The organism is Glaciecola sp. 33A, from assembly GCF_002836745.1.
Classification (GTDB): domain Bacteria; phylum Pseudomonadota; class Gammaproteobacteria; order Enterobacterales; family Alteromonadaceae; genus Glaciecola.
The window spans coordinates 183,602-196,271 of sequence record NZ_PJAR01000043.1; the positions used below are offsets into that span (position 1 = coordinate 183,602).

At 41.4% G+C, this 12,670-nt stretch carries 10 protein-coding genes; 3 read left to right on the top strand and 7 right to left on the bottom strand.

The window, feature by feature from the left end:
• Positions 1-39 precede the first annotated feature (39 nt).
• The 7 genes from aroB to pilM form a co-directional block, all read right to left on the bottom strand.
• Complete coding sequence (aroB, locus tag CXF81_RS15170; protein WP_101182183.1) at positions 40-1,113, bottom strand: 3-dehydroquinate synthase; 1,074 nt, start codon at positions 1,111-1,113, stop codon at positions 40-42.
• Positions 1,114-1,153: 40 nt separating this feature from the next.
• Positions 1,154-1,669 carry a shikimate kinase AroK gene (gene aroK, locus CXF81_RS15175; RefSeq protein WP_006011165.1) on the bottom strand — a complete coding sequence of 172 codons (516 nt, stop codon included), beginning with the start codon at positions 1,667-1,669 and terminating at the stop codon, positions 1,154-1,156.
• A gap of 298 nt (positions 1,670-1,967) precedes the next feature.
• Positions 1,968-3,728 carry a type IV pilus secretin PilQ gene (locus tag CXF81_RS15180; RefSeq protein WP_101182184.1) on the bottom strand — a complete coding sequence of 587 codons (1,761 nt, stop codon included), beginning with the start codon at positions 3,726-3,728 and terminating at the stop codon, positions 1,968-1,970.
• Positions 3,721-4,299, bottom strand: a complete 579-nt coding sequence (locus CXF81_RS15185) for a pilus assembly protein PilP (protein WP_101182185.1) — start codon at positions 4,297-4,299, stop codon at positions 3,721-3,723. The genes CXF81_RS15180 and CXF81_RS15185 overlap by 8 nt, the downstream gene beginning before the upstream one ends.
• Complete coding sequence (locus CXF81_RS15190; protein ID WP_101182186.1) at positions 4,299-4,916, bottom strand: type 4a pilus biogenesis protein PilO; 618 nt, start codon at positions 4,914-4,916, stop codon at positions 4,299-4,301. The genes CXF81_RS15185 and CXF81_RS15190 overlap by 1 nt, the downstream gene beginning before the upstream one ends.
• On the bottom strand, positions 4,916-5,503 hold the full coding sequence (locus CXF81_RS15195) for a PilN domain-containing protein (RefSeq protein ID WP_101182187.1): 588 nt from the start codon (positions 5,501-5,503) through the stop codon (positions 4,916-4,918). Before CXF81_RS15195 ends, CXF81_RS15190 begins: the two co-directional genes overlap by 1 nt.
• On the bottom strand, positions 5,491-6,555 hold the full coding sequence (gene pilM / locus CXF81_RS15200) for a type IV pilus biogenesis protein PilM (protein WP_101182188.1): 1,065 nt from the start codon (positions 6,553-6,555) through the stop codon (positions 5,491-5,493). Before pilM ends, CXF81_RS15195 begins: the two co-directional genes overlap by 13 nt.
• Before the next feature lie 138 nt (positions 6,556-6,693).
• Here pilM and CXF81_RS15205 point away from each other — a divergent pair, with 138 nt between their 5' ends.
• The 3 genes from CXF81_RS15205 to CXF81_RS15215 all read left to right on the top strand — a co-directional run bounded on the left by CXF81_RS15205 (position 6,694) and on the right by CXF81_RS15215 (position 12,597).
• On the top strand, positions 6,694-9,369 hold the full coding sequence (locus CXF81_RS15205; RefSeq protein WP_101182189.1) for a penicillin-binding protein 1A: 2,676 nt from the start codon (positions 6,694-6,696) through the stop codon (positions 9,367-9,369).
• Between the two features lie 197 nt (positions 9,370-9,566).
• Complete coding sequence (locus CXF81_RS15210; protein WP_101182190.1) at positions 9,567-11,261, top strand: NAD-dependent malic enzyme; 1,695 nt, start codon at positions 9,567-9,569, stop codon at positions 11,259-11,261.
• A gap of 262 nt (positions 11,262-11,523) precedes the next feature.
• Entirely contained in the window at positions 11,524-12,597 is a 1,074-nt protein-coding gene (locus CXF81_RS15215; protein ID WP_101182191.1) for an efflux RND transporter periplasmic adaptor subunit, read from the top strand.
• Positions 12,598-12,670: the final 73 nt, after the last annotated feature.

Below are 12,670 nucleotides of genomic sequence, written 5' to 3' on the forward strand. Positions count from 1 at the left end.
TTTTAAACTTGGTCTTACAAATTTTTGCAGCAGTTTGGGCTAGTTCAATATAGCCGTCAATTCTTCATTTTTAACGTCATCTATTATTTTAGCACGGCCTATAGATGTCGGAACGATGAATCGCATTTTACCGGATAGTACCTTTTTATCGTGCTGCATATGCGCAATATAGATGTCTGCAGACATATCTGCCGGTCCCGAAATCGGTAAGTTAAATAACGTCAATAGCCTTTGTATGCGACTGGATTCTGACATTGATATCCAATTACGCAGCACTGCCAGCTTTGTTGCAAGTGCCATGCCAGCAGCAACAGCCTCACCATGTAGCCAGACACCATAGCCTTTTTCAGCTTCTATAGCGTGACCAAAGGTGTGCCCAAGATTCAATAAAGCTCTAACGCCATGCTCTTTTTCATCTAAATTTACGACTTCAGCTTTTATCGCGCAACATTTTGTAATGAGATATCGCAGAGCGTCAGGGTCGCGATTTTTTATAGCTGTAGTTTGATTCTCAATCCAAGTAAAGAAATCTCCATCATACATTATCCCATATTTTATGACTTCAGCCATACCGGCAGAGAATTCTCTTTCGGGTAATGTAGACAGCGAGTTAGTATCAATAAATACCGCTTTGGGCTGATAAAAAGCACCAATCATATTCTTACCAAGAGGATGATTTACCGCTGTTTTCCCGCCAACGGAGGAATCAACTTGCGACAGTAGTGTTGTCGGTACCTGAATGAATGGTATTCCTCGCTGATAACAAGCAGCAGCAAAACCGCCCATATCACCAATAACTCCGCCACCCAAAGCAATCAGTGTTGTGTCTCTCGCTGCTCTATTTTCAAGTAACTGAGTTAACACAACATTGAAGTATTCCACTGTTTTGTATTGTTCGCCATCGGGCAGAATAATATCGAAGGAACTTATACCTGCGTTATTTAATGGCTTTTTTATGTTATTTAAAAACAGCGGCGCGACGGTTTCGTTGGTGACAATTGCGCATTGTTTTCCTTGAATAGCAGAAAGTAAAAAACCGGCTTGATTAAACAAACCGGTTTCAATGTAGATAGGGTAGCTACGCTCTCCCAAATCAACGTTTAATGTGGGCATGGCGCATTATCCTTCCTAAAAAATCCTAAAAATTAACCTGTTACAAACCGATTTTACTGATGATTTGGTTTGCTACTGCGCGTGCGCTTTGGTCATCCGTTTCAACTACATAATCAGCAACCTCTGTGTACAAAGGGTTACGTTCATCAGCTAAATCTCTCAACACTTGCTCAGGGTCATTATTCTGAAGAAGAGGGCGGCGCTTATCACGCTGAGTTCTAGCGACTTGTTTATCAATAGTTGTTTGCAAATACACTACGATGCCTCGTGCTGAAAGTCTATTTCTCACATTTTTTGAGACAATAGAACCTCCACCCGTGGCTAAAACGATACCTTGTTTATCTGTGAGGTCGTTTATGATGTCTTCTTCACGCTTGCGAAAACCATCTTCTCCTTCGAGATCAAAAATCCAGGCAATATCTGCGCCAGTGCGCTTTTCTATTTCCTGATCAGAGTCGTAAAAATCGAGGTGAAGTTCGTCTGCAAGATGTCTACCGATAGTACTCTTTCCTGCTCCCATTGGGCCAACAAGAAATATATTACGTTTTTCAGCCATGTCTGATTGATTCACATTCTTTATAAATGATTGAAGTCGGCTTGGTGTATTCGTAACAAGCAACTTTAACTACCACATCAACGCGTTTTATAATTTTTTAACGCCAATGCGAGCGAATAATTTCCTCTGTGGAAAATCTATGCGGGGATTATCTCAATTAACTAGCCTGATATGCAAGCATTCTTATTCAAGCAATGGGTAAAATACTGTGCTTTAGAACTGCAAAAGAGCGAAGGCCATGCCTTCACTCTTTATAACGGTTAGTGATACTAGTGTAAATATCTGAATAAATCAGTAATTAAAAGCTTTCTTCGATGATTTTTGGCGTTACAAATATCAGTAATTCACGTTTCTGTTCGATAGTTGACGTTGTTTTGAATAAATTACCGAAGTAAGGAATATCACCGAGCAATGGTACCTTAGTAACGTCGTTAGTACTAACTTGCTGGAATATACCACCAAGAACAATGGTTTCACCATTTTCAACCAGTACTTGAGTGCTAATCTCTTGCGTATCGATTGCAACGGCTGGACCGGTAGAAGTCGCGACAGTATCGCCACGCGTATCCTGAGTTACTACCAGATTTAAAATAATTCTATCATCCGGCGTAATATGTGGTGTTACCTTTAAACTCAATACGGCTTTTTTGAATTCTACAGATGTCGCGCCGCTTGATGTTGCTTGCACAAATGGAATTTCAGTCCCTTGTTCAATGTAAGCTTCTTGTTGGTTGGCAACTGTAATTCGCGGGCTTGCGATAATTTCGCCTTTGTTCTCGGCTTCTAAAGCACTTAGTTCAAGGTCTAAGATATTACCGTCAAGTAGATTAGCAATTTGGAAACCGATGGTGCCAGCGGCACTTGATACTGGTAAGTTGACGTTTAAGCGGTCACCAATATCAGGCACGTTACCCTGACCGGCAGTGTCAGCACCTACGATTGAACCTGAAACAGAATTGTTATCACTAGCGCCAGTGAATCCCCAACGAACGCCCAGTTGCTCGTCCACGTTGTCACGAACGGTGACCATACGAGACTCAATAAGTACTTGTTTGACTGGAATATCTAATGCATTTATGACACGACGTGCTTCATCGATACTTTCTAATGTATCGCGGATTAATATGGTGTTGGTCCGAGCATCGACGGTTACATTGCCACGGTCAGAAAGTATTCCACCATCGCTAGTTTTAAGGATGGTCGCAATTTCATCAGCCTTAGCATAGTTGATCTCAATATGTGCAGACTTAAGTTGTGCAAGATTTTGTACTTGTTGCTTAGATTGAAGTTGCTGCGTTTCACGGGCAGATAATTCTTCAGTAGGAGCGATAAGTAAGATGTTACCTTCTAAACGTTTATCCAACCCTCGAATCTTTAGAATCATATCAAGGGCTTGGTCCCAAGGAACACCAGACAAACTTATAGTGACATTACCGTTAACTGTGTCAGTTGTTACCAAGTTAAAACCATTAACTTGAGCAATAATCTGCAATACTTGGCGCACAGGTACGTCTTGGAAATCTAACGAAATTGGCTTGCCTTCATACGTTGTATTCTTAGATTGTTTAACTTCGTCTGGTGTTAACGGCGTTACGGCTAGAGTAACAACACCGTTCTGTTCTATTCTCTTAATTTTTACTACGCCATTATAGCGTATTTCAACTTTCGCTTTGTCTGCATCTTGGAATGTTTCAATGCTGTTCACTGCAGTACCAAACTGACTAACGTCAACTTCAACGTATTGGTCCTCAGCTAACATCGTTTCTTTCATTGTTAAGGTAATTAAACCTTTAGCTTCAACAACGGTTACCGATGGGATTTTGCCTTCAAATCCGATAAGCACGTTCCCCGTCTTTACAGATCGATTAAAATCAATGCTATTTAAGATGGCTGAACTTTCTAATGTAGATTCACCTTGCGGATCAACTAAATCAATCAAATTTTCAGATTCTTGAGCAACAGCACCCAAGCTGACAATGGCTAAAACGAACGCAATTATCAGGACCCAGTGAGGTCTGTTGCGGTTTAAGCGCTTGTTAAAAATATATTTATCAGACATTATCATTTTCCCCAGCTACTGATGACATAGTTAATGTGGCGATTTTTGTTTTCCAACATCCAGCACCGTCAGGTAACATTTCTTCAATAACCACTTCTTTATCCGTTATGTTAATAATTTTGCCGAAAAACAGGCCGATGTATTGACCTCGTTTCGCCTTGTGTAAAGTGCCATCATTGGCCTTGATAAGAACCCACTTTTGACTGCCAGAACTAAAGACACCAGCCATCTGTAATGCATCTATACCGTAAGATTCTAATTTTTCTTTAGGTCGTTGGCGATTTGGCTGATTGCAGTTAGCCGTTTGAACCATTACGCTTGATTTTTCTTCATTTCCTTGCTGCAACCTTTGGAATGGGCTGCGCAGATCACTAGCTGAATAATTAACCGGCTCCAACTGCTTAAACTTGGGATATTCTTCAATGCTGATATTCGTATTTGCTTTGACACTATCGGTATAAGCAATTAGGTCATCAATTTCTGCACTGCAAGCTGATAAACCAAGGCAAGTTGCAAGCACAAGATATTTATTCATCATGCTTTTAGGGAATTTTATAAATGTGTTTGTCATTATTTTTCCCCCTCAGTATTCATATCGGCCTGAGTCGTCGCAGCACGATAAGTTTTTGCTTGCATCTTTAAATTAAGAACGCCTTTATTGTTTGTAATGTCAAAGTCATGCAAGGTTACAATTCTTGGGAGATTAGCGATGTTCGAAGTAAATAAGCCAAACTCGTGATAAGTTCCTGCAACTTCAAGTTGAATAGGTAACTCAGTGTAAAATTCTTTCGGATTTTCTTGTTGCCAATTAAGTAACTTAAATGACAGGCCCGCGTCGGTGCCTACATAAGTAATGTCGTCCAACAACCCCGGTGTTTCATTGCTCGTTGGTAATGTTTTAAGCATTGAGGAAAAATCGCTTTGCATTCTTACGAGTTGTTTTTCATAGGCGTCTACATTGACGGCAATTCGAAATTTCGATTCAAATGTTGTTCTAAGCTCGGTTTCTTTGATTTTAGAACTGTCCAACTGCGGTAACTTACTGCTAATAATAGCGTAATAGCATATAGCACCCACCACGACAACACAGAAGATGGCAACGACCGTCTTGATTTCCTTCGGCCAAATAGCGACTTGTTCGAAGTCGAGATCGTTTATTTCCTTTAATTTAGAAAAATCAAAAGCCATTATTGACTCCTCCCTTTATCCGGTTCTACATTTTGAACCGGAGCAACCTTCGGCGTAATAGAAAATGTTAATTTAAAGTCACTCACCGCATTCGATGTGCTCACATCAGCAGTAATTGAAGACAAGACGCCGCTGGTAAATACATCGGACTGCTCAAGTTTTCGCATAAACGCAGACAAACGGTTGTTCGATTCACTAATGCCAATAATTTCAATTAAGTTGCCGCTACGGGACATTTTCTCAAATGAAACACCTGCTGGAACAATTCGTGCTAACTCATCAAAAACAATGGGTGATACGTTTTTACTCACTTGCAGTTGCTCAATGAGTGCCATACGTTGGGCAATCTCTGCTTTTGAGCTGCGGATGTCTTTGATGCGTTGAATTTGGGTGTCTAACACCCCGATCTGCTGTTCTAAATAATTGTTCCTTGAGTTCTGGTTGCGAACTTGTTGATCAATGACTTCGCCTAATATCCAGAACACGGCAAGTACAGCAATCGAAATAACAATCAACGAACTAATGTATTGTTTTTTATGACGCTGACGCTGCGCTTCACGCCATGGAAGTAAATTTACATGTGCCATTGCGAGTAACTCCTACTTGCTAATCCCATCGCGATCGCCAATTGTGCAGCAAATTTATTCAATTTCTCGGCGTCGACGTTTTCAGCGATGGTTAAATTTGAAAACGGATTGAACGCTTCGACTTCAATGCCGAGGTCCTTCGATAATTCTTCAATGACCATTGGTAATGAACCAGCGCCACCAGAAATTAAGATTTTTTCGGGCTGCGTCTTGTGCGTTGTTGACGTATACATTTGTAACGCACGTTGTATTTGTTGTTGCAATGCAGATAAAAACATTGGCAAGGTATCTTTAAACCATGACTCAGGTGCTGAACCATCGGCTATTTGATTCTCTACTTCTTGAATGTCTAGCGAGTGAATGACCGCTAAATCTTGTATGAATTTGTTCATACCGAAGTTGTGTTCTTTGCTATAAATCACTTCACCATCTTCAACGAAACAGACTTGCAGTAAACTTGCACCTACGTTGATACAGCAAGTTGGACTGTCTTTTCTATGCGTTGCAAAGTGGATAAGAGCATTACCTAGAGCATAACCTTCTATGTCCATAATTACGGGTTCGAAAGGCGCTTCTCTGACAAGTGTGATGCGACTGTCAACCATGTCTTTGTGTGCGGCACTCAGTAATACTTCAACTTTTCCGCCATGCATTTTACTTTCACCCAATTCTTCAAAGTCCAAATAAACTTCTTCCAAGGGGTATGGTATTAGGCTGTCTGCTTCGATTTCAATTTGGCTTTCCAATTCAAAATCAGTTTGATTTGGCTCCATGAAAACCACTTTACTTAAAACGGATGCGCCGGCAACGGCTATCGCGACATTTTTGTTTTTGGTTTTCAAGTTATGCTTAATTTTGGCCAGTGCTTTGCTGACGGCGTCAAAGTCTTTTATCTCACGCTCATTAAATGCGCCACCTATGATAGGTTCGCAAGCGAAAGCATTTACTTTGGCTACAGAACCGCTAACATCTAGGCATACCGCCTTGATGTACTTGGTTCCTATGTCTAATCCGATTATACTCTGGACTTTTTTCTTAAAAAGCGATTTCATTGATTAGTAGCTCTGTCATAGTTCTAGTATCATAGGTACAAATAATACTGATTTTTTTAAACTGTATGGTTCTGTTAACGACACCTAAGTATAAAAATTGAGTATTTAATCCCAATAAATAAAAGTGAAACCAGCACAGTGAAGTTAATAAAGAAACTCATGTTACTGAGCGGATTAGGTTTTTTCCTAGCGGTCATTAGCATCATAGGTATGTATTTTTATCTCAAACCCGGGCTTCCAAGTGTGGAAATTTTGAGAGAGGTCAAGTTACAAACCCCTATGCGTATATTTACCCTAGACGGTAAACTGATATCCCAATATGGGGTAAAAAGAAGAATACCGGTTTCTCTCGATGAAGTCCCCGAGACATTGGTACAGGCACTTATAGCAACTGAGGATAGCCGCTTCTACAGCCACATTGGGGTAGATCCTATTGGTGTTGGTCGTGCCTTTTTAAACTTGATTACCACTGGCGAGATGGGGCAGGGAGCTAGCACCTTGACCATGCAAATGGCGCGTGGTTTCTTTTTGACCAAAGAAAAGAAGTTTAGTCGTAAAATCAGGGAATTGTTTATTGCATTGCATATGGAGCAAGAATTAAGCAAAGATGAAATTCTTGAGCTATATCTAAATAAGGTTGAGCTAGGCCACCGGGCTTTTGGTTTTGGCGCAGCTGCACAAGTGTATTATGGAAAAAATTTAAAGCAGTTGGATCTTGCTCAACTTGCCACGTTAGCTGGATTACCGCAAGCCCCGTCAGTGCTTAACCCAATAAGCCGACCCGAGCGCTCAAAAGAGCGCCGACGTATCGTTTTATTGCGCATGTTAGATGAAGGTTATATTGACCGGCAACAGTTCGATGAAGCCTCCCAAGCTCCCGTAACAGCCAAGAAACACGGTGCAGAACTTGGACTTGATGCGCCTTATTTAGCTGACCTTATTTATAACGAAATGGTTGAAATCTACGGCAAAGAAATAGCCGAAACGAGTGGCTTTAATGTTTTTGCGACGGCAACTTATGATATGCAAAAGGCAGCCCAAGAAGCAGTTATACAGAACTTGCATGATTATGACGAAAGGCATGGATTTAGAGGACCTTTGGCGCAACTTTGGGAACCAGTTATGCCTGCAGTTGTTAAGCCGGTCGCGGTTGTTGATGGTTTAGAACAAGGCAATACTAGGCCAGTAGAAATGCCTCCTCATATCAATAAAAATGCTTGGTCTATTGAGAAAGTCACCGCATATCTGGATAGCGTTGAAGAAATAGATCCGCTGTTGCCTGCGGTAGTTATAGCGATGCAAGAAAAATCGGTTGATGTCATTATCGCAGATGGTCGAATCATTCAATTAGTTTGGGACGGTCTGGATTGGGCAAGGGCCTACATCGACGATCAGACACAAGGAGATGAACCTGAAGTTGCGGCAGATATTCTTCAAAAAGGTATGTTGGTATATATCCGAAAGCGACCTCAAGACGCTGTTTGGCAACTCGCACAACTGCCTGATGCGGCTGGTGCCTTAGTCGCGCTAGATCCTTACAACGGCGCTGTAAGGGCTGTGGTAGGCGGGTATAGCTTCTACAAAAGCCAGTTTAACCGAGCGACACAGGCAAAGCGCCAAGTGGGTTCAAATATAAAACCGTTTGTGTATGCCAGCGCCATTGGAAATGGATATACGCTTGCGAGTATTATGAATGATGCGCCTATTAATCAATGGGATAGCTCGTCTGGCGTTGCATGGCGTCCACAGAATTCGCCTGCCGTTTACGAAGGTCCAATACGCTTGCGTGTCGCATTAGGAATGTCAAAAAACGTAGTGTCAGTTCGTCTGCTACGAGGTGTTGGCATAGATGAGACAGTGGACTATATTTCGCGTTTTGGATTTGACAAAGACGACATACCCCGCGATGAAACTCTTTCCTTAGGTTCAGGTTCACATACGCCTTTAGAGGTCGTGTCCGGCATTGCAGTGCTCGCCAATGGTGGTTTTGCTGTGCGTCCTTATTTTATCGAGAGAATTGAGAATGATCTGGAGGAATTAATATGGCAAGCAGAACCTGCTTATGCTTGTAATCCATGCCATGATGACTCACCAGAACCAGAAAAATCAGTAGATGAATCTGATATTGAAGCCAGATTAGCGGCACAGTTCAGTCAAAAATCAGGACGTAATAGTCAGAAAAAGAAAGTCAAACAATCGGCAGAACAAGTCATTAGTCCGCAAACCGCATTTTTGGTTACCGAAATGATGCACTCCGCTGTTAAGGCGAATGGTAACTGGAACAAGAAAACATTTTGGTTAGGCACAGGTTGGCGTGCGACAAACCTGCTGCAACGTGACGATATTGGGGGTAAAACAGGGACGTCGAATGATTCAAAAGATACCTGGTTTAGTGGCTTTGCTGGCAGTTTAGTTGCAACTACGTGGGTTGGATTTGATGATGCATCGCGCCAACTAGGTCGAGTTTCGCGGAATCAAAATCTAGTAAACAAAAATCCTGAAAAATTTAATTGGATTGGTAACGCACTTATCGGCACTGAAGCGGGTGCCATGAGCGCTCAACCCGCTTGGATACGTTTTATGCAAGTGGTACTTAAAGACCAGCCGCAAGTGCCTAGAGAAATCCCAGAAGGCATTGTTAGAGTTAGAATTGATCTCAAAACAGGTAAATTAACACGACGAACCGACCACACTGCAATGTTCGAATATTTCGAAGTTGGAACTGAACCAACCACTTATGTAGTAGATGATGAGTTATCATTACCAATTGATGATGAAAACCCTGAGCCACCTGAAATTGATGATATTTTTTAGTTATTTTGGCTTTTGTTCAGATTTTTGTAAGCAAGCTTCTATACTAAGGCCTCTTAACCTTCAACGATCTTGTGTATTGTGGAAGGCTAAGAGACGCAACGTAAAAATAAAAAGAACGTAAAAAGAACGTAATATGAACGTAATAAACAGCCCAACAATAACTAACTAACATATCATGCATAAAAGAGAATTCACGAATGAGCGACAACAGTCAGCACAATCACCTATATATTCCGCATTCAGGGCCTTCTTTACTTGAGACACCTCTATTAAATAAAGGTAGCGCATTTACCGAAAAAGAGCGTAAAAATTTTAATTTACTGGGCTTACTGCCGCCCCGATACGAAACTATTGAAGAGCAGGTCAGCAGAGCTTATAAACAATACAAAGGGTTCGAGAACCCGTTGAATAAGCACATTTATTTACGCGCAATTCAAGATAATAACGAAACTTTGTTTTATCGACTCCTGCAAGCCCATATTGAAGAAATGATGCCCATTATCTATACGCCTACTGTCGGTGATGCATGTGAGAGTTTCTCGGATATCTATCGCAGCTCGCGAGGCTTATTTATTAGTTATGAAGAGCGTTATTTGATGGATGATATTTTACGCAACGCAACCAAACGCAAAGTGAAAGTCATTGTGGTGACTGACGGTGAGCGGATTCTTGGCTTAGGTGATCAAGGTATTGGAGGCATGGGTATTCCAATTGGTAAACTCTCATTATACACAGCGTGCGGTGGCATCAGTCCCGCGTATACATTACCTGTAATGTTAGACGTTGGAACCAACAACGAAAAATTACTCAACGATCCAATGTATATGGGTGCTCGGCATGAAAGAATAAATCAAGAACAATACTATGAGTTTGTGGATATGTTTATCTGTGCTGCGCGCAGACGTTGGCCTGAAGTGATGATCCAGTTTGAAGATTTTGCACAGCCAAATGCAATGCCTTTATTGAAGAAGTATCGTGAAGAAATATGCTGCTTCAATGACGATATTCAAGGCACTGCGGCAGTGACGCTGGGCACTATTTTAGCTGCGTGTCGAGTTCGTGGTGCTAAGTTATCGTATATGAACATCGCTTTTGTGGGCTCAGGGTCGGCTGGCTGTGGCATTGCTGAAATGCTTATTCAGCAAATGATTTTTGAAGGTTTAAGCGATAAAGAAGCCCGTAAACAGGTGTTTATGATTGACCGTTTTGGCTTGCTGACGGAGGGTATGCAAGACTTACGCGATTTCCAACAAGCATTACAGCAACCCAAAGAAGCGCTACAAAATTGGTCGTACAGTGGAGAATATGCGTCTCTATTAGACGTTATTCATTGTGCAAAACCCGATGTCTTGATTGGCGTCTCAGGTCAACCAGGCTTATTTAATGAGCAAGTGATAAGGACCATGGCGCAAAATAGTGAAAAACCCATTATCTTCCCACTGAGTAACCCGTCTCGTCAGGTTGAAGCAAGACCTGAACAAGTAATTGAATGGACTGACGGTAATGTAGTGATTGCTACCGGAAGTCCCTTTAAGCCTGTCGAGTACAAAGATAAGGTTTATGCAATTGTCCAATGTAATAATAGTTATATATTCCCTGGCATAGGTTTGGGCGTTATTGCCGCTAAAGCGCGCCTAATTAGTGATGAAATGCTAATGGCAGCAAGCAACGCACTCGCCGATGCTTCGCCGATGGTGACTGATCCTAATGGCGAATTGCTGCCACCGCTGACTGAAATTGGAAATTTGAGTAGAAAAATCGCATTTGCAGTGGCGAAAGTAGCAATGGGGCAAGGGCTTGCACTGCCTATTCCAGACGAAATGTTAGAGCAACGTATTGAAAGTAACTTTTGGAAACCAGAATATCGCTCATACAAGCGTGTCAGCCTTTAATTAAATCGCTGTTACCTTTTTATGCCTGTTTGTGTCAATTGCAAACAGGCATTTTTGATTAATCTTATTGAGTCCATTAAAAACAGCCTGTAACCTTCTCACCGCCTCGTCTTCCCCAATAGAAAGCACTGTCAATCTACCGCGTTAATCTTGTCGATATTTATTCTTGGTCACGAGTAGTTACAATTAAGAACAGAAGCTATTTGTATCTCATTTCCTAATGCGGATAATATAGCCACAAATCTTAAATCAGTGGATTGCTATGAGCCTGAAAACACCATCTACTTTGCTATTATTGTTAGTTGCTACATTAGCCGCTTGCACTCCAAACCCAGCGCAGGAAGAAAAGGTCAAGGAGCAAGTATATAAAGTTCCTGTTGAAACAACGCTCGTTGAAAATAGAACGATATCTAACACTTATCGAACAACCGCTATACTTGAAGCCAGAGCGGAGAGTAAAGTCACGAATAAAGTCAGTGGCATGATTGACACGATTTTGGTTGAAGTAGGAATGTCTGTAAAAAAAGGACAAATCTTAGCCGAAATTGATTCCGAAAATTATTTATTAGAACTAGAACGCACCACTATCGATCTTAATTCAGCAGTGGCAGAGTTTAATCGCAGTAAGCCAGTTAACGGCAAACAGCTTATCGCGGCAAAAGACTTTGAAAAACTTGAATTCTTAGTTAAAACGCGAACAAACCAACAAAAAGTAGCCGCCATCCAAGTTCGTGACTCCAAAGTGCGTGCACCGATATCCGGTGTTATCGCACAAAGAATGGTAAAGGAGGGCAACATGACGGCCCAAGTGGGCAGTGAAATGTTTATGATAGTGGCGCTTGATAGCCTGCAAGGCGTTGTCTATTTGCCAGAAGCTGAAATAAATAACGTACATATCGACCAACAAGCTTATTTAGATTTTCCATCTACCGCTCTAGTTATTCCAGCCTCGGTGGTTTTAATATCTCCGATTATTGATACTGAGACAGGCACTTTCAAAGTGACTTTGAAAGTGAACAATGATGATCATCGTTTAAAGCCTGGCATGTTTGCCAAAGTGTCTCTTACCCTAGATGTGCACGATAATGCCCAACTAGTACCTCAAAAAGCCTTGCGTGTGACCGACACTGAAACCAGTTTATTTGTAGTAAAAGACAATAAAGCAAAGAAAATTGTTGTAGAAACTGGTTTTGAACAGGACGGTTATGTTGAGATTTTAACCCCATTAAATGCACAAGAGCCAATAGTGATTGTTGGTCAACAAGGCTTAAAAATTGATAGTGATGTGCAAATTTTGGGGCAAGATACCAGCGACGACGCGTTGACACAAAATTAGTTGATGTTGCTACTCAGTTACTTGTTACTTAATCGCGTGTCTTTAAATCGCGTGTCTTAATAATTGTGCCGCA

What these genes read in the sequence shown, in the direction of transcription:
- CXF81_RS15185 (WP_101182185.1), bottom strand. Translation starts at nt 4,299, where the DNA reads ATGACAAACACATTTATAAAATTCCCTAAAAGCATGATGAATAAATAT.
- CXF81_RS15180 (WP_101182184.1), bottom strand. Translation starts at nt 3,728, where the DNA reads ATGTCTGATAAATATATTTTTAACAAGCGCTTAAACCGCAACAGACCT.
- CXF81_RS15195 (WP_101182187.1), bottom strand. Translation starts at nt 5,503, where the DNA reads ATGGCACATGTAAATTTACTTCCATGGCGTGAAGCGCAGCGTCAGCGT.
- CXF81_RS15210 (WP_101182190.1), top strand. Translation starts at nt 9,567, where the DNA reads ATGAGCGACAACAGTCAGCACAATCACCTATATATTCCGCATTCAGGG.
- CXF81_RS15190 (WP_101182186.1), bottom strand. Translation starts at nt 4,916, where the DNA reads ATGGCTTTTGATTTTTCTAAATTAAAGGAAATAAACGATCTCGACTTC.
- pilM (WP_101182188.1), bottom strand. Translation starts at nt 6,555, where the DNA reads ATGAAATCGCTTTTTAAGAAAAAAGTCCAGAGTATAATCGGATTAGAC.
- CXF81_RS15215 (WP_101182191.1), top strand. Translation starts at nt 11,524, where the DNA reads ATGAGCCTGAAAACACCATCTACTTTGCTATTATTGTTAGTTGCTACA.
- aroB (WP_101182183.1), bottom strand. Translation starts at nt 1,113, where the DNA reads ATGCCCACATTAAACGTTGATTTGGGAGAGCGTAGCTACCCTATCTAC.
- aroK (WP_006011165.1), bottom strand. Translation starts at nt 1,669, where the DNA reads ATGGCTGAAAAACGTAATATATTTCTTGTTGGCCCAATGGGAGCAGGA.